This is a genomic window from Pseudomonas sp. NPDC089428, assembly GCF_044749325.1.
Lineage (GTDB): Bacteria > Pseudomonadota > Gammaproteobacteria > Pseudomonadales > Pseudomonadaceae > Aquipseudomonas.
Window position 1 is genome coordinate 15,550 of record NZ_JBIVHT010000002.1, and the last position, 23,016, is coordinate 38,565.

Genomic DNA, 23,016 nt, shown 5'->3' on the forward strand with positions numbered 1-23,016 from the left:
TACTTGCACGCACAGTAGCCTACCGGGGCGGCGGGCGCAATATGCCCGTAAACACGGGGAAACGAATGGACTTGGGAGCGATGCACAGTGATTTGCTAAGGTCGATCGGGTTGTCCTTATAAAAACAAAGAAAAGGATGTTCTCCGATGCGAAAAGCTCCACTGCTGCGTTTCACCCTCGCCACATTAGCCCTGGCCTGCAGCCAGGCCTTCGCTGCGCCCTCGCCTTACTCCAGCCTGATCGTGTTTGGCGACAGCCTCAGCGACGCTGGGCAGTTTGGCGGGGTGCGCTTCACCAACCGTGATGCCAATGGCAACTATGCCCCGGTGTCGCCGATGATCCTCGGCGGGCGGCTGGGTGTAGCCCCGGTAGAGCTGGGCCCTTCCACCTCTGCGCTCAACCCGGCGCTGGGGCTTCCCGACGGCAACAACTGGGCGGTGGGCGGCTATACCACACAGCAGATCCTGGACTCGATCCTCAACACGTCCGAAACGGTCATCCCACCCGGGCGACCGGGCGCAGGGATAGTCCTGCGTGAAAAGCCAGGCTACCTGGCCAACGGCCTGCGCGCCGACCCAAACGCGCTGTACTACCTGACCGGCGGCGGTAATGACTTCCTGCAAGGCCTGATAAACAGCCCGGCCGACGCCGTGGCCGCCGGTGCCCGCCTGGCAGCCAGTGCCCAGGCCCTGCAGCAAGGTGGCGCCCGCTACATCATGGTCTGGCTGCTGCCCGACCTCGGGCAGACACCGAACTTCAGCGGCACACCACAGCAAAACCCGCTGTCACTGCTGTCCGGTGCATTCAATCAGTCGCTGCTCACCCAGCTGGGGCAGATTGATGCCGAAATCATCCCGCTGAACATACCGGTGCTGCTGAGCGAGGCTTTGGCCAGCCCCAGTCAGTTCGGCCTGGCCACAGGCCAGAATCTGGTGGGTACCTGCTACAGCGGCGAAGGGTGCGTGGAAAACCCGATCCATGGCATCAACGGCCTCTCGCCAGACCCGACCAAACTGCTGTTCAACGACTCCGTACACCCGACTATCGCCGGCCAGCAACTGATTGCCGATTACGCCTATTCGATCATCTCTGCCCCCTGGGAGCTGACCTTGCTCCCGGAAATGGCCCACGCCAGCCTGCGCGCGCACCAGGACGAACTGCGCAACCAGTGGCAAGCGCCCTGGCAGGCAGTTGGCCAATGGCAAGCCTTCGTCAGCACCGGCGCCCAGGACCTGGACTTCGATGATCAGCGCAGCGTCGCCAGTGCTGACGGTCGCGGCTACAACCTGACCCTCGGTGGCAGTTACCGACTGAACGACGCCTGGCGCCTCGGCCTGGCCGGTGGCGTGTACCGGCAGAAGCTGGAAGCCGGTGAACAGGATTCGGACTACAAGCTCGACAGCTACCTGGCCAGCGCCTTCGCCCAATTCCGTCAGGACCGCTGGTGGGCGGATGCCGCGCTGAGCGCCGGCCATCTTGATTACCACGACCTCAAGCGCACCTTCGCACTTGGCGTCAACGACCGCAGCGAGAAGGGCGACACCGATGGCGAGGCCTGGGCCGTGACTGCCCGGCTGGGCTACAACCTGGCGGCCGAGAAAAGCCGCTGGCAACTGGCCCCCTTCATCAGTGCCGACTACGCGCGGGTGAAGGTCGATGGCTATGACGAGAAGAGCGGGCGTTCGACGGCGTTGGGCTTCGATGATCAGGAACGGACTTCGCGGCGCCTGGGCATCGGGCTGCTAGGCAGCGTGCAGGTACTGCCGAGCACCAGGCTGTTCGCCGAGGTGGCGCAGGAACATGAGTTCGAGGATGACCAGCAGGACGTGACCATGCACCTGACGACATTGCCAGCCAATGACTTCACCTTGACCGGGTATACACCGCACAGTGATTTGACTCGGGCGAGTCTGGGCGTGAGCCATGAGCTGGTGGCGGGGGTGCATCTGCGCGGGAACTACAACTGGCGCAAGAGTGATGAGCTGACGCAGCAGGGGGTGAGCTTGGGCGTCAGTGTCGACTTCTAAACCGCTGGGGCCGCTTTGCGGCCCTTTCGCGGCTGAAGCCGCTCCTACAAGAGATAGCGATTCCCTGTAGGAGCGGCTTTAGCCGCGAAAGGGCTGCGCAGCAGCCCCAATCGGTTTACTTGACGGAAGTCTGTTCGGCCAAGGCCACGGCACGGAACATCGCCCGGCGCTTGTTGATGGTCTCTTCCCATTCCAGCGCCGGCACCGAGTCGGCGACAATACCGCCACCGGCCTGCACGTGCAGTTCCCCGTTCTTGATCACCGCAGTGCGGATGGCAATTGCGGTATCCATGTTGCCATTCCAGGCAAAGTAGCCGACCGCACCACCATAGACGCCACGCTTGACCGGCTCCAGCTCGTCGATGATCTCCATCGCACGGATCTTCGGCGCGCCCGACAAGGTGCCCGCCGGCAGGATCGCCCGCAGCGCATCCATCGCCGTCAGGCCTTCGCGCAGCTGCCCGGTCACGTTGGACACGATATGCATTACGTTGGAGTAGCGCTCGATCACCATCTTCTCGGTCAGGCGCACACTGCCGGTCGACGACACCCGGCCCACGTCGTTGCGGCCCAGGTCGATCAGCATCAGGTGCTCTGCGATCTCTTTTTCGTCCGACAGCAGGTCGTCTTCCAGCGCCCGGTCGGCTTCCTCGGTAGCCCCACGTGGGCGGGTACCGGCAATCGGCCGTACGGTGACCAGGTTGTCTTCCACCCGCACCAGCACTTCCGGCGAACTGCCGACCACATGGAAGTCGCCGAAGTTGAAGAAGTACATGTACGGCGTCGGGTTGAAGCAGCGCAGCGCGCGGTACAGGTCGATCGGAGCAGCCTTGAAGTCGATCGACATGCGCTGCGACGGCACAACCTGCATGCAGTCGCCGGCCAGGATGTATTCCTTGATACGACCCACCGCGTTCTCGTAATCGTCACGGGTGTAGCTGGAACGGAACTCCGGTTCGGCCGCCATCGGCCCGCTCAGATCCAGACCACGGCGTGGAGTGATGGGCTGGCGCAGTTTCTCCAGCAGGCCTTGCAGGCGCGCCTGGCCTTGCTCGAAGGCCTGCTCCTCAGCCGGGTCGACCAGCACGATGGCGTGCATCTTGCCCGCCAGGTTGTCGAACACCACCACCGCGTCGGAGACCATCAGCAGGATATCCGGCACGCCCAGCGGATCCGGATTCGGGCTTGCACCCAGGCGCTTTTCCACATACCGCACGCAGTCGTAGCCGAAGTAACCGACCAGGCCACCGTTGAAACGTGGCAGGCCTGGGATGTCGGCGACCTTGTAACGGTCCTTGAAACTTTCGACGAAGGCCAGCGGGTCCTCGACGTCGTGGCTTTCCACCTCGACACCATCCTGCAGGATGCTCACGTGGTAGCCATGCACGCGCATCACGGTGCGCGACGGCAGGCCGATCATCGAGTAACGGCCCCACTTCTCGCCGCCCTGCACCGATTCGAGCAGGTAGGAGTTGGGCTGATCAGCCAGTTTCAGGTAGATCGACAGCGGCGTGTCGAAGTCGGCCAGGGTTTCACAGGCCAAAGGGATGCGGTTATAGCCGGTAGCGGCCAGGCGCAGGAATTCTTCGCGGGTCATGGGTAGCCTCGTGGCAAGCAGCAATAGGGTCGGGCAAGCGGACGGGCCGGCAGGCGCCGGCGGGCAGGAGTCAGGCGCGCCAGCGCCAACGGGCCAGGGCCTTGATGACTTTCATCCAGAATTTGCCAGTGACCGCCACGGTGGACTCTCTGTCTTGGGAGGCTTGAAGGTCCGCCAACGTTATCCCAGTGGCCGGGTCTGCGCAACCGGGCAGCAGTGCGCGCAGGTCGTCGACCACCAGGCTGGGGGATTCCTCGGTGATTGGCCGGCCATGGTTGTAGCCGTAGGTGAGGCCTACACATTGCACCCCGGCCGCCTTGGCCGCCAGCACATCGCTGCGCGAATCACCGACGAACAGCGACTGCTGCGGGCTGACACCGGCCATCTGCATGACGAACAGCAGCGCCGCCGGGTCGGGCTTTTTCTGCGGCAAGGTATCGCCGCCGATGATCCAGCGGAAATAGCGGCCTATCTTCATCTGATCCAGCAACGGCGCGACGAAACGCTCCGGCTTGTTGGTGATCAGCGCCATTTCCACCCCCTGCTTCTGCAGCCAGCGCAGGGTGTCCTTCACACCGGGGTAGAGCACGGTGAGCTCATGGCTTTCAGCATAGGCCTCCATGAACAGCGCCAGGCCTTTTTCGGCCAGCGTATCGTCCACGGCTTCATGCTCGATGCCTCCTGCCAGTGCGCGGCGCACCAGTACTTGGGCGCCGTTGCCTACCCAGTGGCGCACCGCCTCAAGACCCGCGGGCGGGCGCCCCAGTTCGAGCAGCATACGGTCGACGGCGGCAGCCAGGTCGGGGACCGAATCGATCAGGGTACCGTCCAGATCGAACATCACCAGCCTGGGCAGCGTCCCCGGGAACAGCTGCTCGAAGCCACTCATGGGCGAGCCTGGGCCAGTTCGGCGCGCATCTTGGCGATGACTTCCTGGTAGTCCGGAGCGTTGAAGATCGCGGAACCGGCCACGAAGGTGTCGGCGCCAGCAGCAGCGATCTCGCGGATGTTGTTGACGTTGACGCCACCGTCGATTTCCAGGCGGATGTCACGACCGCTGGCGTCGATCAGCGCACGGGCTTCGCGCAGCTTGTCGAGGGTGCCGGGGATGAACTTCTGCCCGCCGAAGCCTGGGTTGACGCTCATCAGCAGGACCATGTCGACCTTGTCCATCACGTACTTGAGTGCATCCAGGCTGGTGGCCGGGTTGAACACCAGGCCGGCCTTGCAACCGCCGTCCTTGATCAACTGCAGCGAACGGTCGATGTGCTGCGAGGCTTCCGGATGGAAGGTGATGTAGGTGGCGCCGGCCTCGATGAAGTCGCCGATGATACGGTCAACCGGGCTGACCATCAGGTGCACATCGATCGGCGCGGTCACGCCGTACTTGCGCAGCGCGGTGCAGACCATCGGGCCGATGGTCAGGTTGGGTACGTAGTGGTTGTCCATGACATCGAAATGGACGATGTCGGCACCCGCGGCCAGAACCTTGTCGACGTCCTCGCCCAGACGGGCGAAATCGGCAGAGAGAATGGAGGGGGCAATAGCGTAGGGCTGCATGGCGCACCTGTTGGCAGAATCACGGTGGCGCGCATTGTAACTCAGGGAAGCGGATGAGCGCTGATTAGCATCAACCTGTACCGGCCTCTTCGCGGCTAAAGCCGCTCCCACAGGGATTGCGCAGGTCGTCAGATGTGCACTGTGGGAGCGGCTTTAGCCGCGAAGAGGCCGGTACAGGCAGCCATCATCAGGCGGGTTGTTGCGTCCTGAGCTTCTCGCTACGCCCGCGCAACCACTCCAGGGTCAGCAACAGCACCACCGAGAAAGCGATCAGCAAGGTCGCCGCCGCCGCGATGGTCGGGCTGAGGTTCTCGCGAATGCCGCTGAACATCTGCCGTGGCAGGGTCGCCTGCTCCGGCCCGGCAAGGAACAACGTGACCACCACTTCATCGAACGACGTGGCAAAGGCGAACAGCGCACCCGAGATCACCCCAGGGGCAATCAGCGGCAAGGTCACCCGACGGAAGGTCAGCAACGGCGACGCGCCCAGGCTGGCCGCAGCACGTACCAGGTTGTAGTTGAAGCCCTGCAAGGTCGCCGACACGGTGATGATGACGAACGGCACACCCAGCACCGCGTGCACCAGGATCAGCGAGATGAAGCTGTTGCCCATGCCCAAGGGGGCAAAGAACAGGTAGCTGGCCACGCCGATGATCACCACCGGCACCACCATCGGCGAAATCACCAGCGCCATTACCAGCGACTTGCCGGGGAAATCGCCACGGGTCAGGCCGATCGAAGCCAAGGTGCCGAAAACCATCGCCAACACGGTGGCCGCCGGCGCGACGATGATGCTGTTCTTCAGCGCCCGCATCCACTCGGCCGAGGCGAAGAAGTCGTGGTACCACTGCAGTGAGAAGCCCTGCAGCGGGTACACCAGGAAGCTGCCACTGTTGAAGGACAGCGGCACGATCACCAGCACCGGCAGCACCAGGAACAGCAGGATCAGGCCGCAAAGGGTGCGCAGGGTGTAGAACCACACCCGTTCGACGGGCGACATGTAGGGGCTCAGCATCTCAAGGCTCCTCAGCTCAGGCGCAGGCGGCTGGCGCCGACCAGCCAGCTATAGATCAGGTACAGCAACACAGTCGCCAGCAGCAGCAACCCACCCAGGGCGGTGGCCATGCCCCAGTTGATGCTGGTGTTGGTGTAGAAGGCGACGAAGTAGCTGACCATCTGGTCGTTCGGGCTGCCGAGCAGCGCCGGGGTGATGTAGTAACCGATGGCCAGGATGAACACCAGCAAGCAACCGGCACCTACCCCGGCGTAGGTCTGCGGGAAGTACACCCGCCAGAAGCTGGCGAACGGGTGGCAGCCCAGCGAAATCGCCGCGCGCATGTAACTCGGCGAAATCCCCTTCATCACGCTGTACAGCGGCAGGATCATGAACGGCAGCAGAATGTGCACCATCGAGATGTACACGCCGGTGCGGTTGAACACCAGTTCCAGCGGCTGGTCGATGATGCCCATCGCCATCAGCGCGCTGTTGATCAAACCGCCGGACTGCAGTAGCACGATCCACGCGGCCACCCGCACCAGGATCGAAGTCCAGAATGGCAGCAGCACCAGAATCATCAGCAAGTTGCTCTGCCGGGTTGGCAGGTTGGCCAGCAGGTAGGCCAGCGGATAGGCCAGCACCAGGCAGATGGCGGTGATCACCACACCCATCCACAGGGTGCGGGCAAAGATATCCAGGTAAATGGCCTGGTCGGGGGTGGCCTTGGCCAGCTCGCCGAGGTCATCGATACGGTGGTCGAGCGAAGCCAGCAGGTAGAACGAGGTCACCGAACTGGTATTGCGGCGGATCGCCTGCCAGTAGGCCGGGTCGCCCCAGCGTTCGTCGAGCGCCTGCAAGGCATCTTTATAAGAAGCAGGCTCGGCCTTGAATGGCAGCGCCCGTGCAGTCTTGGCCAGCAGGCTGCGGTAGCCGGCCAGCTCCATGTTCAGGCGTTTGGAAAGATCGCCCAGGGTCTGGTTCTTGCGCGATTCGGCCAGGTCCTGGCTCAGCGCCTTGTAGACGTCTTCACCGGGCAGGCTCTTGCCGTCCCACTGGCTGATCACTTCAACCGTGCGTGGCAGGCCGCCCACCACTTCCGGGTTGCCGACGCTCTTGTACAGCAGCGCCGCGATCGGCACCAGGAACACCAGCAGGAGAAACAGCGCCAGCGGCGCGATCAACGCCTGCGCTTTCCAGCGGTTGACCCGCTCGGCATGCTTGAGGCGCTGCTTGAGGCTTGGACCTGCGCCTTCGTTGAGGGGCACTGCAATGGCCATGGCGAACTCCGCGATACAGGCTGAAATTGGGGCTGCTGCGCAGCCCATCGCCGGCAAGCCCGGCTCCCACAGGTACTGCACTGGCTTGGAAGCTGCTGATCCCTGTGGAATCTCTCCTCAGTTGCCACACCGACCTCGGAAATGGCGTGGTCCCTGCAGGAGCTGGCTTGCCAGCGATGGGCCGCACAGCGGCCCCGCTTCCCGGTTTCTTACTTCTTCGCCGCCCAGGCGTTGAAGCGTTGCTCCAGCTGCTCGCTGTTGTCGGCCCAGAAGGCCACGTCGATCTGCACCTGGTTGGCAATGTTCTCAGGCGTGGTCGGCATGTCTTTCTTCACCGCATCGGCCAGCAGCGGTACGGCCTTGGAGTTGGCCGGCCCGTAGGCGATGTTCTCGGAGTAGGTCTTCTGCTGCTCCGGCTGCACGGTGTAGGCGATGAACTTCTTGGCCTCTTCCACATCCTTGGCGCCTTTCGGGATCGCCCAGGCGTCGAAGTCGTAGATGCCGCCGTTCCACACCACCTTGAGGTTGCTCTCTTTCTGCACGGCGGCGATGCGACCGTTGTAGGCCGAGCTCATGACCACGTCACCCGAGGCCAGGTACTGTGGCGGCTGGGCGCCCGCTTCCCACCACTGGATGCTCGGCTTGAGTTCGTCGAGCTTCTTGAACGCGCGATCCACGCCTTCCTTGGTGCCCAGCACCTGATACACGTCCTTCGGCGCCACGCCGTCGGCCATCAGGGCGAACTCGAGGGTGTACTTGGCACCCTTGCGCAGGCCACGCTTGCCCGGGAATTTCTTGGTGTCCCAGAAGTCGGCCCAGCTGGTCGGGGCGGTCTTGAGCTTGTCGGCGTTGTAGGCCAGCACCGTCGACCAGACGAAGAAGCCCACGCCGCACGGCTGGATGGCGCCCTTCACATAGTCGGACTCGTTGCCGAACAGTGCCGGGTCGAGTTCTTCGAACATGCCCTCGTCGCAACCACGGGCCAACTCTGGCGACTCAACCTCCACCAGGTTCCACGACACGCTGTTGGTGTCGACCATGGCTTTGACCTTGGCCATTTCACCGTTGTACTCGCCTGCGACGATCTTGCCCTTGCCGGCCTTCTCCCATGGCTCGTAGAACGCCTTGACCTGGGCCGCCTTGTTGGCACCGCCGAAGGAAACCACGGTCAGGTCCGCCGCCATGCTTTGGCCGGCGGCGCACAGGCCGAGGGCCAGGGCGGTCAGTTTCAACTGCTTGCGCATTATTATTCTCTCCACAGTACAGGGTTGGTGAAGCAATCCATCAGTGGGCTTCGGCAATCGGATCGAGCGCGCGGGCGTGCTCCACCTCCCAGCCCAGCGGTACCACATCGCCCACGGCCAGCGCCGGGTCGAGCTCGGCGATCGGCTGCTTCACGAAGAAGTCGGCCTTGCCGCAGACTTCCAGGCGCACCCGTACGTGGTCGCCCAGGTAGATGAACTCGGCCACTCGGCCGGAGAAGCGGTTGACGCAGCTTTCGCTGTGGCCGTTGAGGCGCACACGCTCGGGGCGTACCGACAGGGTCACCGCCTCGCCGGCCTGGCCGACATTCACCGCCAGCGCCTCGACCCGCTCGCCGCGGGCCAACTGCACCTGGCAACGCTTGCCATCGCTAGCCAGCAGGGTGCCGTTGATGCGGTTGTTCTCGCCGATGAAGTTGGCGACAAAGGTGTTGCAGGGCTCTTCATAGAGGGTGCGCGGGTCGGCGATCTGCTGGATCTCGCCCTGGTGGAACACTGCCACCCGGTCGGACATGGTCAGCGCCTCGCCCTGGTCGTGGGTCACGTAGACGACGGTCACGCCCAGGCGCTGGTGAATGTGCTTGATCTCCATCTGCATGTGTTCACGCAGTTGCTTGTCGAGGGCCCCCAGCGGTTCGTCCATCAGCACCAGCTGAGGTTCGAACACCAGCGCCCGGGCTAGCGCCACACGCTGCTGCTGGCCACCGGAAAGCTGCCCGGGGTAGCGCTTGGCGAAGGCATCGAGCTGGACCATGTTCAGCACCCGCTGGACCCGCTCGCTGATGTCGGTCTTGCTCAAGCCGCGCACTGTCAGCGGGAAGGCCAGGTTCTCGGCCACGGTCATGTGCGGGAACAATGCGTAGTTCTGGAACACCATGCCGATGTCACGCTTGTGCGGCGGCACGTTGTTGATCGAACGCCCAGCGAGCTGGATCTCACCGGCGGTAGGGGTTTCGAAACCGGCCAGCATCATCAGGCTGGTGGTCTTGCCCGAACCCGAGGGGCCGAGCAGGGTAAGGAATTCACCCTTGCGAATGTCCAGGTTGAGGTTTTTGACGATCAGCGATTCGCCGTCGTAGCTCTTCTGCACACCACGGAAGCTGACCAGCGTCTCGCCGGTGGCAGCGTTCGAATTCGCCTCGCTCATGCCTGCACCTTCTTGTTGGAATGACTGCGTAGGCAAAAGAGTAGAAGAGCCGCAAGCGCCCGAAAATCGGCGGTGCTGAGAGAATGCCATCATCCGGCTGGAAGTTTTGCTGTAGGGATTGCCCTACAAGAAAGGCGCTTTCAGCACAGAGACAACTCCCTGTGGGAGCGGGCTTACCCGCGAAGCCGACACCGTGGTGAATGGCACGGGCTTCGCCCGTGTTCGCGGGCAAGCCCGCTCCCACAGGGATCTGAGCGCCAGACTCTAGACATTGAGCAATACAGTTGCTCCCACAGGGTTCGCCACTGTGTCGGATATGGCAGCTGTCGCAATCAGAACACTCAGACCAGTTTGTGCTCCATGGCGTACTTCACCAGCTCCGCCAGCGAATTGACCTTGAGCTTCTGCATCAGCCTGGCCTTGTGGGTACTGATGGTCTTGCTCGACAGCGCCAGCTGTTGGGCGATGTCGTTGACGTTGGCACCCTGGGCCAGGCGCTCGAACACCGAAAATTCGCGCTCGGAGAGCAGCGTGTGCAGCGGCCGGGTTTCGGTCAGCCCCACCTCGAAGACCATGCGGTCAGCCAGCGCCGGGTCGATGTAACGCCCGCCGCTCGCTACCCGGCGAATGGCCGTCAGCAGCAGGGCCGGGTCGCTGTCCTTGGTCGCGTAGCCAGCGGCCCCGGCCTTCAGCGCACGAGCGGCCATCTGCGCCTCATCATGCATCGACAGCATCAGGATTGCCGGGGCATCGTGCAGCGCACGGATACGCGGGATCGCCTCCAGGCCGCTCACCCCCGGCATGGAGATGTCCAGCAACACCACCTCACAGGGCGTGTGGCGCAAGGTCTCGAGCAACTGCTCGCCATTCCCGGCCTCCCCTGCCACCTGCATGTCCTTGGCCAGGCCGATCAACTGTTTGATGCCTTCCCGGACAATGGTGTGGTCTTCGGCCACCAGCACTCGAATCACGCTCGCTCTCCTACTCCAAGGGAATGGCCACGCTCAGGCTGGTGCCCTCGCCTGGTTCACTGTCCAACGCCATGCTGCCACCAAGCATCAGCACCCGTTCACGCACGCCGACCAGGCCGAACGATGTGGGCCTGGGCTGGTCCCGGCAGAACCCGGTGCCATCGTCGCTGACGGTCAAGCGCAGTTGCCCGTCTTCTCGAACCAGCTCGATCTCCACGCTGTGCGCCTGGGCGTGTCGCATCACGTTGGTCAGCGCCTCCTGCAGGATGCGGAACAAACCGGTGGCCTTGGCATCGCTCAATGCTGGCAGATTATCCGGTACCTGCACCAGGCAGGGTATCTGCGTGCGCGCTTCGAAGCGCCGCGCCTGCCATTCGATGGCCGAGGCGATGCCCGCATCGAGAATCGGCGGGCGCAACGCGGTGGCGACGTCGCGCACCAGCTGGAACAGCTGGGCGATCAGGCGCTTCATGCTGCCCAGGCGCTCATGCAGCCCGGGGTCGAGTTCGGCGAAGGCCAGCTCGCACATCGACACTTCCAGCTTGAGCACGGTCAGCATCTGCCCCAGCTCATCATGCACTTCACGGGCGATGCGGGCCTTCTCTTCCTCGCGCACGCTTTCCAGGTGCGCCGACAGCTCGCGCAACTGCTCCTGTGACTGGGCCAGCGCCAGTTCGGCACGCTTGCCTTGGGTGATGTCCCAGACAACACCGTCCCAGGCCACCCGGCCATTGGACAAACGGCGGGCACTGGCCTTGATGTCGGCCCAGCGTTGCTCACCCTGGCGGGTGAGGATGCGCCCTTGCCACGACCAGTCCTTATCGCTGGCGATGGCCAGATCCTGTACCTGGTGGTAGTCGGCCCGATCGTCTGGATGAACGAGATTGCGCAGCCCCATCAGCGGGTGCTGGATCTGCGCAGGTGTGTAGCCGACCAGTGCCTCGCTGCCCTCGCTGATGTAAGGAAACTCCGGTTCACCTTCGGCAGGCGCGGGCTCGAGGCGGAACACCAGGCCTGGTACGTTGCCCGCAATGCCCTTGAGCCGCGCCTCGCTTTCCCGCAATGCCGCCAGGGCACGATGGCGATCGGTGACATCGGCGAGGTACACCACCAGGTATTCGGCATCGCGAAAACGCAGGAAGCTGAGCGACAATTCTACCGGCAGCAAGCTGCCATCGGCCCGCCGGCATTGGGTTTCGAACTGCCGGGTACCGCCATCGCCGGCACGGGCCCCCTTCCACAGTTCGAGCCAGCGATCCATGGTCAGGTTGGGCTCGAAATCGCTCAGCGGGCGTTCCAGCAGTTCGGCCTCGGCATAGCCGAGCATGTCCTCCACTGCATGGTTGGCGTAGCGCACATGGCTGTCCCAGTTGACCCAGAGAATGCCCACCGTGCTCTGATCGATTGCAAACTGGCTCAGGCGCAGCGCCTCCTCACGCCCTTGCCGCTCGGTCAGGCTTTCCCGCGTGGCCAGCAGGCTGCGCTCCAGCTGGCGTTGCTGCCGACGCTGCCACACCAGCGTGGCCAGGGCGCACAGCAGTAACAGGCCGAACAGCAGGGCCAGGTTCTGCCAGAAGCCAGGCGACTCGCTCAAGCGCGGGTATTTGGGTTGCAACCAACGCTGGTGAAGTTGCTCCAGCTCCTTGGCCGGCATTGCCTGCAACCCGCGCTCGAGCACATCGGCAAGCACCGGCCAGTCGCGTCGCGAGCCCACCCGCAGCAATTGCGGCAAGCCGATATCACCCACCACCACCAGCTCGGCGAACTCGCTTTCCCGTGACAGCCGACTCAGCTGTGCCTCATCGAGCACGGCATAACTGGCCTGGCCACCGACCACCAGTTGCAAGGCCTCGCGTTCGCTAGGCACGCCCTGCAGGTTGAGGCCGCTGTAATTGCCGCGCAGGTAGTCGGCCAGGACGCTGGGCATGCGCACCGCGACGCGGGTTTCGGCATCGAGCTTTTCCAGCTCCACGGCCATCGCCCCGGTGCGTTGCCCTACCACCAGCTGCGGTACCCGCATGTAAGGGTCGCTGAACAGCCACAGGCGCAGGCTGGCCGGTGTTTGCGTCAGACCGGGGGCAAAATCGATCTCGCCCGCCTGCAGGGCATGTTCAAGGCTGGCCTGGTCGGCGAAATTGCGCCAGGTCAGGTCAAGGCCCAATGCCTGCCCCAAGCTGTTCACCAACTCGACGTTGGCGCCGTAAAGCTGCTGCAGACGGCGGTCGAACTGCGCGTAGGGCGCTTGCAGCACCAGGCCGACCCGCAGATTGCGATGGCTATCGAGCCATTGCTGCTGGGCAGGCTCCAGCACCACCGTCGGCGGCACGTCCGGCCGTGCCAAGGCGATCAAGGGCAGGCATAAACCGCCGATAACCAACAGGCGACGCAATCGCTTCATCTACACGCTCGTCTTGGCAAGGGCGGCCATGCAGCATGGCCGCCGCGGGCAAATACTATTAGGCTGCCGGTATCATTCTGGCCTTGGGTTGATTCATGTCCACACTTTATCGCACGACGCTGGCAATGTGCTGCCTGGCCTCGCTCTTACCACTCGGCGCCGTGGCCGCTGATGCCACAAAGCCAGAGGCTGCAGCCGAGGCGCCCGCCGCCCCGGCGCCACGCCCGCCCCTGCTGGAACGCAGCCAGGAGGATGCACAAGCCCTGGAGCGGCTGGTGCCGAAGGCCGAACAGCAGACCCTGCAGGCCGGAGCGGACAGTTTCCTGGCCCTGTGGAAGCCGGCCAACGACGGTGATCCGCAGGGCGCCGTGATCATCGTCCCTGGCGCTGGCGAAAATGCCGACTGGCCCAACGTAGTCGGCCCGCTGCGGCGCAAGTTCCCGGATATCGGCTGGCACAGCCTGAGCGTGAGCCTGCCCGACCTGCTCGCCGACGCCCCGCAGGCACGGGTCGAGGCCAAACCGGCGGCAGAGCCTGAGAAAAAAGCGGGCGAAAGCGCCCCGGCCAAGGACACACCCGCCGACGCCAACGCCAACGTCGCGCAGGCCACCGCCGCCGACGCCGATACCGCAGAAAGCACCGACGCCGAGCAAGCTGGCGAGCAGAACGATGCGGCCGACGCCGAACGCATCTTCGCCCGCCTGGACGCCGCCGTGGCCTACGCTCAGCAGCACAACTCGCGCAGCATCGTGCTGATCGGCCACGGCAGCGGTGCCTATTGGGCCGCGCGCTACCTGAGCGAGAAGCACCCGCCGCAGGTGCAGAAGCTGGTGATGGTTGCTGCGCAGACACCGGCGCGGGTCGATCATGGCCTGGAAAGCCTGACGCCCACCCTCAAGGTACCGACGGCCGACCTCTATTTCGCCACCCGCACCGGCGACCGCAATGCCGCAGCGCAGCGCTTGCAGGCCAGCAAGCGGCAGAAGGACAGCCAGTACAAGCAGCTGTCCTTGATTGCCATGCCGGCCAACAAGAACGGTGAGCAGGAGCAGCTGTTCCGCAGGGTTCGAGGCTGGATCAGCCCGCAACAGTAAGCCGGCAAAGCCCTGTTTGCCGGCTTGCCGGCGAACTGGGCGTCAAAAACCGCGGCGCTTGCGAACGATGGCGTAGGCCTGGTGCAGTTCGCGGGTTCGCTCGGTCGCTTCGCGCACTTGCGCCTCGCTTGCTCCGCTGCCCGCCAGCTTGTCCGGATGATGCTTGCTGACCAGGCGCCGGTAAGCCTGCTTGATCTGGTCGCCTTCGGTGTCATCCTCGATGCCCAGCAAGCGCAGCGCTGCCGCATAGTTCATCACGCCACCAGACACTGGCACCTTGCGCGGCTCGTACTCAAGCGACATGGCCTGCACCTGACGCCGGCTCAGGCCTAGCTTCTGCCCCCAATCCAGCAGCAGTTCGCGCTCGTGCCGCCCGGCCTTGCCGTCAGCCCAGGCCATGCGCCAGCAGGCGCGCAAGGTGCCTTCGGCGGCATGCGGCTGCAGCCGGATGCGGCGCAGGTGGCCAGTCAGCCTGTCTTTGCCTGCCTTGCCACGGTTGAACGCGGCTATCGCCCGCAAACGCGCGGCCTCGGGCATGTCCAGACGGACCATTTCCTGACGTGCCTGCTGGATGTGTTGTTCGGCCACACGGCCATCGCTCTTGGCCAGGCGCCCGAGCAGCACGAACAGCAACTCATCGTCTTGCAAGGACGGGCGACCGCCCAAGCGCTCGCGCATGTCTTCCCAGCCCTGCAAGCGGATCCGCCGGTCCATCGCCTGGCCCAGCAAGGCACCGAGCAACGCACCGGGAATACTGGCGACCGCAAAGCCTGCGCCCAGTCCGATTACCGTGCCTGGCCACCACATGTCAGGCGCGCTCGCCGATCAAGCGCTCGGCTTCAGCCAGGCGCTCGAGGGTGCCGACATCCACCCAGTGGCCACGGTAGTGCTCGCCACTCACCTGGCCCGAGGCCATCGCCTGGCGCAGTAACGGCGCCAGTTTGAAGGCGCCCGCCTGGCAGCCTTCGAACAATGCCGGGTGCAACACCGAGAGACCGCTGAAAGTCAGCGTGCCGGGGGCGTCGTCACCATCGACCACCCGTTCGCCATTCAGTCGGAAGTCGCCACGCCCATGATGGCCCGGGTTATCGACCAGTACCAAATGCGCCAGCCCGTGCAGCGGTGTGCGCAGGTGCGCAAGGTCATAGTCAGTCCAGATATCGCCGTTGATCAGGGCGAATGGCTCATTCCCCAGCAACGGCAAAGCCTTGAAGATACCGCCGCCGGTTTCCAGCGGCTCACCTTCAGCCGAGTAGCGAATGCGCAGGCCGAACTGGCTGCCATCACCAAGATGGTCTTCGATCTGATGGCCAAGCCAGGCGTGGTTGATCACCACCTCGGTAAACCCGGCCGCCGCCAGTGCGCGCAGGTGATACTCGATCAGTGGCTGACCCGCGACTGGTACCAGCGGTTTCGGGGTGTGCAGGGTCAGCGGGCGCATGCGCTCGCCTTTGCCTGCCGCAAGAATCATTGCCTTCATGCACGCGCTCCGGCTTGCAACTCGGCGATCAGCTGGCCCAGCTCGGCAAGCTCCGGACGACGGCTGATCACTTCATCTATATAGGCGAAGAATCGTGGGACGTCGGCCAGATAACGCGGTTTTCCATCACGATGGCAAATTCGCGCAAAAATACCGATCACTTTGAGGTGGCGCTGCACCCCCATCAGGTCGCTGGCGCGTTGGAAATCGTCAAACGCTTGCTGCACCGGGATGCCCGCAGCGCGCGCCTGGTCCCAGTAGTGGCGCAGCCATCCCTCGACCCGCGCCTGAGGCCAGCTGAGGAAAGCGTCCTTGAACAGGCAAGTAATGTCGTAGGTGACCGGGCCGTAGACCGCGTCCTGGAAGTCCAGCACGCCTGGGTTGGGACTGCTATGCATCAGGTTGCGTGGCATGTAGTCACGGTGCACCAGCACCTTGGGCTGAGCCAGGGCGCTGTCGATCAGCAGCTGGCTGATACGTTGCCAGCTGGCCTTCTGCGCGTCGCTGAAGACCAGGCCGAGCTCACGGCCTACGTACCATTGCGGGAATAGTTCGACTTCGCGGCGCAGCAAGGCGTCATCGTAGCTGGGCAATGGCGCGTCCATCGGCAGGCGCTGGAAGGCCAGCAGCGCGTCTATGGCGTCGGCGAACAATGCGTCGGCGTTTTCGGCATTGATGATGTCCAGGTAAGTCTGGTGACCCAGGTCACCCAGCAGCAGGAAGCCGCGCTCCAGGTCCTGCCCATGAATCTGCGGCACATGCACGCCGGCGCCGGCCAGCAGGTGGTCGATGGCGACGAATGGTCGGCAGTTTTCCTGAGGCGGCGGCGCGTCCATGATCACGAAGCTATGGCCTGCACCCTGCCAGCGGAAGTAACGGCGGAAGCTGGCATCGCTGCTGGCGGCGGTCAGGCTGCCCTCGGGCACCTCGCCCCAGGCGTTTTCACGGAAAAGTTGATCGAGCTGCTCATGGAGCCAGACAGTCAGTTGTTGCAGGCGTACATCGTGTTCAGGCATTACAAGGGTCTCCGACGGCCCTAGCCGTCAAGCGGGTCATGCTTTATTATCCAGCATCTTTTTCAGACCATCGAGAGGCGTGCGGCCCCACACGCGGGCAGATGGCACGCAGGAAGCCCGGACTAATAAGATGGCATTGAAATCCCCCGCGTTTCGTAGAAAGTTTCCGTTGCTGGTAACCGGCGGTCTGCTGGCCATGCAACCTCTGGCCACCTCTTATGTGGTGGCAGCCGAGCAGTTCGACTGCCAAGTGTCCGCCTCTGGTGGTTGGGACTGCAAGCCCAAGACCCCCGTCAACAACCTGCCTCCGCGCCCGGTGCATGAAGGCGCCGCGCTTACGTCCGGCACCGAGACGCAATCGGCCGAGGCCGAAAGCGCTGACAAGCCCATGCTTGTCACCGAGGCCAAGGGCCGCGGCCTGAAGTCGCGCAGCGAAGACTACAGCCACCTCGACTGGGTGCCACGCGAGAAGCTCACTGCAGCCCAGCTGGCCGAAACCGGCCCGTACTGCGGTGGCGCGTACATCGAGCCTACCCGTCCAGGCATGGCTGACTCCACGCCAAAGGACGAGTCGCCGACCTACATCAATGCCAAGGTGTCCAAGTACCAGCAGGAGCAGCAGATCGCTACCCTCGCCGGTGACGTGGTCATGCGCCAGGGCAGCATGCAGGCCGAAGCCGACGAAGCCAACCTGTACCAGGCCGAGAACCGTGGCGAGCTCAAGGGCAACGTCAAGATTCGCGACAATGGTTCGCTGGTCGTCGGCGACCAGGCGCAGATCCAGCTCGACACTGGCGAAGCCCAGGTCGACAACGCCGAATACGTGATGCACAAGTCGCACATCCGCGGCAACGCCCTGTACGCCAAGCGTGGCGAAAACGCCATCATCCGCCTCAAGGACGGTACGTACACCACTTGCGAACCGAGCAGCAACGCCTGGCAGCTGAAGGGCAACAACATCACCCTGAACCCGGCAACCGGTTTCGGTACCGCGACCAACGTCACCCTGCGGGTCAAGGATTTCCCGGTGTTCTACACACCGTACATCTACTTCCCGATCGACGACCGTCGCCAGTCCGGCTTCCTGCCACCGTCGTTCAGCAGCACCAGCGACACCGGCTTCATGCTGGTCACGCCTTACTACTTCAACCTGGCGCCCAACTATGACGCCACGTTGTACCCGCGCTACATGACCAAGCGCGGCCTGCTGATGGAAGGCGAGTTCCGCTACCTGACCAAGTCCAGCGAAGGTCAGTTCGGCGGTGCTTACCTCAACGACGCGGACGACGATCGCAAGCTGCAGACGGACTACAAGAAAGAACGCTGGATGGTCAACTGGCAGCACAAAGGTGGCCTGGACGAGCGCCTGCTGACTGAAGTCGACTACACCGACATCAGCGATCCTTTCTACTTCCAGGACCTGGAAAGCGACCAGATCGGTGTCAAGAGCAATGACGTCGTCAATCAGCAGGGTGCTCTCACCTGGCGTGGCGACAGCTACACCGCTCGCCTGAATGCGCAAGCGTATGAAATGGCGACCCTGTCGCAGATCACCCCGTACGACAAGCTTCCGCAGATCACTTTCAACGGTACGTTGCCGTTCCAGCCAGGCGGCTTGAACTTTGGCTATGAGACCGAGGCCGTACGCTTTGATCGCGATCTGAAGAACGATTTCGTCACTGACAAAGATGGCAACCCAGATAACAGCGCAGGTGCCCCAGGCCGCCGGCTCGACGAAAACCTCTTCGGCGTCGCTCGTGCCAACGGTACCCGTCTGAACGTTGCGCCGTCGATCAGCTTGCCGATGAGCGCCAGCTATGGCTACATCACGCCAAAGCTGAAGTACATGTACACGCATTACGATCTTGACCTCGATGGCAAGGGCAAGAGCGACGTTGCCAACAGCAGCGATGCCACCCGCGACCTGTTCGGCGACTTCAAGAGCAACCAGAACCGCGACATTCCGATTCTCAGCGTGGACAGCGGCCTGTACTTCGACCGCAATACTTCGCTGTTCGGCACCAATTACCGCCAGACCCTCGAACCGCGCCTGTATTACCTCTACGTCCCGTACAAGGACCAGATGGACATCCCGCTGTTCGACTCGGGCGAAACGCTGTTCAGCTACGACTCGCTGTTCCGTGACAACCGCTTCTCCGGCACCGACCGCATCGGCGACGAGAACAAGCTGTCGCTGGGCGTGACCACTCGCTGGATCGAAGACAATGGCTTCGAGCGTCAGAACTTCAGCATCGGCCAGGCGTACTACTTCAAGGATCGCAAGGTTCAATTGCCGGGTATCGACTATCGCACCCGCAAGGACTCGCAGTCGGATGTATCGCCGTACGCGTTGATGTACAACTACTACTTCAACCGCGACTGGCGCTTCAATTCGGACTTCAACTGGGATCCGGACAGCCGCAGCACCCGTTCGGGCAGCGCGATGTTCCACTACCAGCCTGAGGACAACCCGAACAAGGTCGTCAACCTGGGCTATCGCTATCGCAACGACACCATCGCTTACGATTCCACTACCGGTACCTGGAAAGTGGGCGGCGGTGACTATGGCACACCAGGCACCGACACCTTCATCAAGGATTACTACAAGATCCAACAGCACGACTTCTCGGTCATCTGGCCGGTCGTACCGCAATGGAGCGTAATCGCCCGCTGGCAGCATGACTACAACCGCAACCGTACCCTGGAAGCCATGGGCGGTTTCGAATACGACAACTGCTGCTGGAAGCTGCGCCTGATCAACCGTTACTGGGTCGACTACGACGACTTCAGCCAGGCTACCCCGGCAAACGAAAAGGGTGACCACGGCATCTTCCTGCAGATCGTGCTGAAAGGCCTCGGTGGTGTAGTGGGCAATAAAGTCGAATCGTTCCTCGACCAAGGCATTCAAGGTTACCGTACACGTGAAGACCAAGCTTATTGATCGACTGCGCCCGGTGTTGCTGGGCGCTGCATTGCTGAGTGGCGCGGTACATGCCGCGGTACAACCTCTGGACCGCGTGGTGGCCATCGTCGACAACGACGTGGTCATGCAGAGCCAACTGGACCAGCGCGTCCACGAGGTTCAGCAGACCATTGCCAAGCGTGGCGGCGGTGTCCCACCGACCGGCGCACTGGAGCAGCAGGTACTGGAACGCCTGATCGTCGAGAACCTGCAGCTGCAGATCGGCGAGCGTTCGGGCATCCGCATCACCGACGAAGAGCTGAACCAGGCCATCGGCACCATTGCCCAGCGCAATGGCATGTCGCTGGAACAGTTCCGCGCCGCCCTCGCCCACGACGGCCTGTCTTTCGACGACGCCCGTGAGCAGGTCAAGCGCGAGATGATCATCAGCCGCGTGCGCCAGCGCCGGGTTGCCGAGCGCATCCAGGTTTCCGAGCAGGAAGTGAAGAACTTCCTCGCTTCGGACATGGGCAAGATGCAGATGTCGGAAGAGTATCGCCTCGCCAACATCCTCATCCCGACCCCGGAAGCCGCCAACTCGGACGACATCCAGAAAGCGGCGCGCAAGGTCGGTGACCTGTACCAGCAACTGCGCCAGGGCGCCGACTTCGGCCAGGTGGCGATTGCCAACTCGGCCAGCGAAAACGCCCTTGAGGGTGGTGAAATGGGCTGGCGTAAAGCTGCCCAGCTGCCACCGGACTTCGCCAAGATGCTCAGCAGCATGGCGGTAGGCGACATCACCCAGCCAATCCGCATCCCCAACGGTTTCATCCTCCTCAAGCTGGAGGAGAAGCGCGGTGGCGGCGAGAACGTGCTGCGTGACGAAGTGCATGTCCGCCACATCCTGATCAAGCCGAGTGAAATTCGCAGCGAGGCGGCCACCAAGCAACTGGCCGAGCGCCTGTACGAGCGTATTCAGAACGGCGAAGACTTCGGCGAACTGGCCAAGAGCTTCTCGGAAGACCCAGGCTCCGCGCTCAACGGCGGCGACCTAAACTGGGTCGACCCGAACAGCCTGGTACCGGAGTTCCGCGAGCAGATGGCCAACGCCCAGCAGGGCGTGGTGACCAAACCGTTCAAGACCCAGTACGGCTGGCACGTCCTGGAAGTGCTGGGCCGCCGCGCCACCGACAGCACCGAGCAGGCGCGCGAGCAACAGGCCATGAACGTGCTGCGTAACCGCAAGTACGACGAAGAGCTGCAGACCTGGCTGCGCCAGATCCGCGACGAAGCCTACGTTGAAATCAAGCTGCCTGGCGCCGACCAGGCCGCACAGTGAAGCCCCTGCGTTTCGCCGTCACCCCCGGCGAACCAGCCGGCATAGGCCCCGACCTGTGCCTGCTGCTCGCCGCTGACGCCCAGCCCCACCCACTGATTGCCATCACCAGCCGTGACCTGCTCGCCGAGCGGGCCACGCAGCTGGGGTTGGCTGTCAGCCTGCTGCCGGTAATGCCCGACCAGTGGCCCGACCAGCCTGCACCTGCTGGAAGCCTGTACGTGTGGGACACACCGTTGGCCGCGCCGGTGGTGCCAGGCCAGTTGGACCAAGCCAACGCGGCATTCGTACTGGAGACGCTGACCCGTGCCGGCCAAGGTTGCCTTGACGGGCAATTCGCCGGGATGATCACCGCGCCCGTGCACAAGGGCGTGATCAATGAAAGCGGTATCGCCTTCTCCGGCCATACCGAGTTCCTTGCCGACCTGACCCACACCGCCCAGGTGGTGATGATGCTGGCCACCCGCGGCTTGCGTGTGGCCCTGGTGACCACGCACCTGCCGCTGCGGGATATTGCCGACGCCATCACTGCCGAACGCGTGGAACGGGTCACCCGTATCCTGCACGCCGACATGCGCGACAAGTTCGGCATTGCCAACCCGCGCATCCTGGTCTGCGGCCTCAACCCGCATGCCGGGGAAGGCGGCCATCTTGGCCGCGAAGAAATCGACATCATCGAGCCGACGCTGGCCCGCCTGCGTACCGAAGGCATGGACCTGCGCGGCCCGCTGCCGGCCGATACCCTGTTTACCCCCAAATATCTGGAGCACTGCGATGCGGTGCTGGCGATGTACCATGACCAAGGCCTGCCCGTGCTCAAGTACAAGGGCTTCGGCGCTGCCGTCAACGTGACCCTGGGCCTGCCGATCATCCGCACATCGGTCGACCACGGTACCGCCCTGGACCTCGCCGGCAGCGGCAAGGTCGACACGGGCAGCCTGCGCGTCGCCCTGGAAACCGCCTACCAGATGGCCGAGAACCGACCATGAACGAGCAATACCAACACCGGGCGCGCAAGCGCTTCGGCCAGAACTTCCTGCACGATGCGGGCATCATCGACCGCATCCTGCGCGCCATCAACGCCAAGGCTGGCGAACACCTGCTGGAAATCGGCCCGGGCCAGGGCGCCCTGACCGAAGGCCTGTTGGGCAGTGGTGCCCAGCTGGACGTGGTGGAGCTGGACAAAGACCTGGTGCCGATCCTGCAGCACAAGTTTGCCGGCCGCAGCAATTTCCGCCTGCACCAGGGTGACGCCCTGAAGTTCGACTTCAACCAGCTGGGCGTGCCGCCACGCAGCCTCAAGGTGGTCGGCAACCTGCCCTATAACATCTCCACTCCGCTGATCTTCCACCTGCTCAGCCACGCCGGGCTGATCCGTGACATGCACTTCATGTTGCAGAAGGAAGTGGTCGAGCGCATGGCTGCCGGCCCAGGCGGTGGCGATTGGGGCCGCCTGTCGATCATGGTGCAATACCACTGCCGTGTGGAGCACCTGTTCAACGTTGGCCCCGGCGCGTTCAACCCGCCGCCAAAGGTCGATTCGGCAATCGTGCGCCTGGTGCCGCATGAAGTGCTGCCGCACCCGGCCAAGGATGCACGGTTGCTGGAGCAGGTGGTGCGCGAAGCGTTCAACCAGCGTCGCAAGACCCTGCGCAACACCCTGAAAGGCCTGCTCGACAGTGCCGCCATCGAAGCCGCTGGCGTGGATGGCAGCCTGCGCCCTGAACAGCTCGACCTGGCAGCCTTCGTGCGCCTGGCCGACCAGCTGGCCGCTCAGCAAGCCTGATTCAGCCTGCACCGGCCCCCTTCGCGGGTAAACCCGCTCCCACAAGGTCCCCATAGAATTCGAAATCTGTGCTGCCCCTGTGGGAGCGGGCTTACCCGCGAAAGGGCCGCCACAGACAACACAGGCTCCAATGCCCCACACCGCTGGCCCTCCCCCCCGCCAATGG

General features: G+C 63.5%; 18 protein-coding genes. 6 read left to right on the top strand and 12 right to left on the bottom strand.

Going from position 1 to position 23,016, the window contains the following annotated elements:
- Window positions 1–146 precede the first annotated feature (146 nt).
- A complete protein-coding gene (gene estP, locus ACIPZ5_RS03475) occupies window positions 147–2,027 on the top strand; it encodes an esterase EstP (protein ID WP_400806724.1) in 1,881 nt (626 codons plus the stop codon).
- Between the two features lie 115 nt (window positions 2,028–2,142).
- Here estP and trpE read toward each other — a convergent pair whose 3' ends face one another.
- The 9 genes from trpE to ACIPZ5_RS03520 all read right to left on the bottom strand — a co-directional run bounded on the left by trpE (window position 2,143) and on the right by ACIPZ5_RS03520 (window position 13,236).
- A complete protein-coding gene (gene trpE, locus ACIPZ5_RS03480) occupies window positions 2,143–3,624 on the bottom strand; it encodes an anthranilate synthase component I (protein ID WP_400806727.1) in 1,482 nt (493 codons plus the stop codon).
- Between the two features lie 70 nt (window positions 3,625–3,694).
- Window positions 3,695–4,513: a phosphoglycolate phosphatase gene (locus tag ACIPZ5_RS03485; RefSeq protein WP_400806730.1), complete on the bottom strand. Its 819-nt coding sequence runs from the start codon at window positions 4,511–4,513 to the stop codon at window positions 3,695–3,697.
- Window positions 4,510–5,184 carry a ribulose-phosphate 3-epimerase gene (gene rpe / locus ACIPZ5_RS03490; protein WP_027917448.1) on the bottom strand — a complete coding sequence of 225 codons (675 nt, stop codon included), beginning with the start codon at window positions 5,182–5,184 and terminating at the stop codon, window positions 4,510–4,512. The genes ACIPZ5_RS03485 and rpe overlap by 4 nt, the downstream gene beginning before the upstream one ends.
- A gap of 187 nt (window positions 5,185–5,371) precedes the next feature.
- On the bottom strand, window positions 5,372–6,199 hold the full coding sequence (locus tag ACIPZ5_RS03495) for an ABC transporter permease (RefSeq protein ID WP_261941794.1): 828 nt from the start codon (window positions 6,197–6,199) through the stop codon (window positions 5,372–5,374).
- Window positions 6,200–6,210: 11 nt separating this feature from the next.
- On the bottom strand, window positions 6,211–7,458 hold the full coding sequence (locus tag ACIPZ5_RS03500) for an ABC transporter permease (RefSeq protein WP_103448737.1): 1,248 nt from the start codon (window positions 7,456–7,458) through the stop codon (window positions 6,211–6,213).
- A 209-nt stretch (window positions 7,459–7,667) separates the two neighbouring features.
- A complete protein-coding gene (locus ACIPZ5_RS03505) occupies window positions 7,668–8,702 on the bottom strand; it encodes an ABC transporter substrate-binding protein (protein ID WP_054885207.1) in 1,035 nt (344 codons plus the stop codon).
- A 40-nt stretch (window positions 8,703–8,742) separates the two neighbouring features.
- Window positions 8,743–9,867: an ABC transporter ATP-binding protein gene (locus ACIPZ5_RS03510; protein WP_400806733.1), complete on the bottom strand. Its 1,125-nt coding sequence runs from the start codon at window positions 9,865–9,867 to the stop codon at window positions 8,743–8,745.
- Between the two features lie 341 nt (window positions 9,868–10,208).
- Window positions 10,209–10,838, bottom strand: a complete 630-nt coding sequence (locus tag ACIPZ5_RS03515) for a response regulator transcription factor (protein WP_027917453.1) — start codon at window positions 10,836–10,838, stop codon at window positions 10,209–10,211.
- Window positions 10,839–10,848: 10 nt separating this feature from the next.
- Entirely contained in the window at window positions 10,849–13,236 is a 2,388-nt protein-coding gene (locus ACIPZ5_RS03520; RefSeq protein WP_400806736.1) for a PAS domain S-box protein, read from the bottom strand.
- Between the two features lie 95 nt (window positions 13,237–13,331).
- On the opposite strand from ACIPZ5_RS03520, the gene ACIPZ5_RS03525 reads away from it, so the two are divergent.
- Window positions 13,332–14,330 carry an alpha/beta hydrolase family protein gene (locus ACIPZ5_RS03525; RefSeq protein WP_343599456.1) on the top strand — a complete coding sequence of 333 codons (999 nt, stop codon included), beginning with the start codon at window positions 13,332–13,334 and terminating at the stop codon, window positions 14,328–14,330.
- Between the two features lie 42 nt (window positions 14,331–14,372).
- Here the strand turns inward: ACIPZ5_RS03525 and ACIPZ5_RS03530 are convergent, their stop codons facing one another.
- From ACIPZ5_RS03530 to ACIPZ5_RS03540, 3 genes are read right to left on the bottom strand one after another with little or no spacing between them, the layout of a single operon-like run.
- A complete protein-coding gene (locus ACIPZ5_RS03530) occupies window positions 14,373–15,137 on the bottom strand; it encodes a TerB family tellurite resistance protein (RefSeq protein ID WP_343599458.1) in 765 nt (254 codons plus the stop codon).
- Between the two features lies 1 nt (window position 15,138).
- Window positions 15,139–15,810, bottom strand: a complete 672-nt coding sequence (gene murU / locus ACIPZ5_RS03535) for an N-acetylmuramate alpha-1-phosphate uridylyltransferase MurU (RefSeq protein WP_400806740.1) — start codon at window positions 15,808–15,810, stop codon at window positions 15,139–15,141.
- Window positions 15,807–16,826, bottom strand: a complete 1,020-nt coding sequence (locus ACIPZ5_RS03540) for a phosphotransferase (RefSeq protein ID WP_343599462.1) — start codon at window positions 16,824–16,826, stop codon at window positions 15,807–15,809. Before ACIPZ5_RS03540 ends, murU begins: the two co-directional genes overlap by 4 nt.
- Window positions 16,827–16,956: 130 nt before the next feature.
- Between ACIPZ5_RS03540 and ACIPZ5_RS03545 the strand changes: the two genes are divergently transcribed.
- From ACIPZ5_RS03545 to rsmA, 4 genes are read left to right on the top strand one after another with little or no spacing between them, the layout of a single operon-like run.
- Window positions 16,957–19,767: an LPS-assembly protein LptD gene (locus ACIPZ5_RS03545; protein ID WP_343599464.1), complete on the top strand. Its 2,811-nt coding sequence runs from the start codon at window positions 16,957–16,959 to the stop codon at window positions 19,765–19,767.
- Window positions 19,748–21,067, top strand: coding sequence for a peptidylprolyl isomerase (locus ACIPZ5_RS03550; protein ID WP_261941801.1), 1,320 nt, complete (start codon window positions 19,748–19,750; stop codon window positions 21,065–21,067). The genes ACIPZ5_RS03545 and ACIPZ5_RS03550 overlap by 20 nt, the downstream gene beginning before the upstream one ends.
- Window positions 21,064–22,053, top strand: coding sequence for a 4-hydroxythreonine-4-phosphate dehydrogenase PdxA (gene pdxA / locus ACIPZ5_RS03555; RefSeq protein WP_343599467.1), 990 nt, complete (start codon window positions 21,064–21,066; stop codon window positions 22,051–22,053). Before ACIPZ5_RS03550 ends, pdxA begins: the two co-directional genes overlap by 4 nt.
- Window positions 22,050–22,850, top strand: coding sequence for a 16S rRNA (adenine(1518)-N(6)/adenine(1519)-N(6))-dimethyltransferase RsmA (gene rsmA, locus ACIPZ5_RS03560; RefSeq protein ID WP_313712848.1), 801 nt, complete (start codon window positions 22,050–22,052; stop codon window positions 22,848–22,850). Before pdxA ends, rsmA begins: the two co-directional genes overlap by 4 nt.
- The last annotated feature ends 166 nt before the right edge of the window (window positions 22,851–23,016 follow it).

Bases quoted from the DNA above. Each gene is read 5' to 3' on its own strand.
- ACIPZ5_RS03485 (WP_400806730.1), bottom strand. From the start codon at position 4,513: ATGAGTGGCTTCGAGCAGCTGTTCCCGGGGACGCTGCCCAGGCTGGTG.
- trpE (WP_400806727.1), bottom strand. From the start codon at position 3,624: ATGACCCGCGAAGAATTCCTGCGCCTGGCCGCTACCGGCTATAACCGC.
- ACIPZ5_RS03545 (WP_343599464.1), top strand. From the start codon at position 16,957: ATGGCATTGAAATCCCCCGCGTTTCGTAGAAAGTTTCCGTTGCTGGTA.
- murU (WP_400806740.1), bottom strand. From the start codon at position 15,810: ATGAAGGCAATGATTCTTGCGGCAGGCAAAGGCGAGCGCATGCGCCCG.
- ACIPZ5_RS03495 (WP_261941794.1), bottom strand. From the start codon at position 6,199: ATGCTGAGCCCCTACATGTCGCCCGTCGAACGGGTGTGGTTCTACACC.
- estP (WP_400806724.1), top strand. From the start codon at position 147: ATGCGAAAAGCTCCACTGCTGCGTTTCACCCTCGCCACATTAGCCCTG.
- ACIPZ5_RS03500 (WP_103448737.1), bottom strand. From the start codon at position 7,458: ATGGCCATTGCAGTGCCCCTCAACGAAGGCGCAGGTCCAAGCCTCAAG.
- ACIPZ5_RS03540 (WP_343599462.1), bottom strand. From the start codon at position 16,826: ATGCCTGAACACGATGTACGCCTGCAACAACTGACTGTCTGGCTCCAT.
- rsmA (WP_313712848.1), top strand. From the start codon at position 22,050: ATGAACGAGCAATACCAACACCGGGCGCGCAAGCGCTTCGGCCAGAAC.
- ACIPZ5_RS03510 (WP_400806733.1), bottom strand. From the start codon at position 9,867: ATGAGCGAGGCGAATTCGAACGCTGCCACCGGCGAGACGCTGGTCAGC.
- ACIPZ5_RS03525 (WP_343599456.1), top strand. From the start codon at position 13,332: ATGTCCACACTTTATCGCACGACGCTGGCAATGTGCTGCCTGGCCTCG.
- ACIPZ5_RS03520 (WP_400806736.1), bottom strand. From the start codon at position 13,236: ATGAAGCGATTGCGTCGCCTGTTGGTTATCGGCGGTTTATGCCTGCCC.
- rpe (WP_027917448.1), bottom strand. From the start codon at position 5,184: ATGCAGCCCTACGCTATTGCCCCCTCCATTCTCTCTGCCGATTTCGCC.
- ACIPZ5_RS03505 (WP_054885207.1), bottom strand. From the start codon at position 8,702: ATGCGCAAGCAGTTGAAACTGACCGCCCTGGCCCTCGGCCTGTGCGCC.
- ACIPZ5_RS03530 (WP_343599458.1), bottom strand. From the start codon at position 15,137: ATGTGGTGGCCAGGCACGGTAATCGGACTGGGCGCAGGCTTTGCGGTC.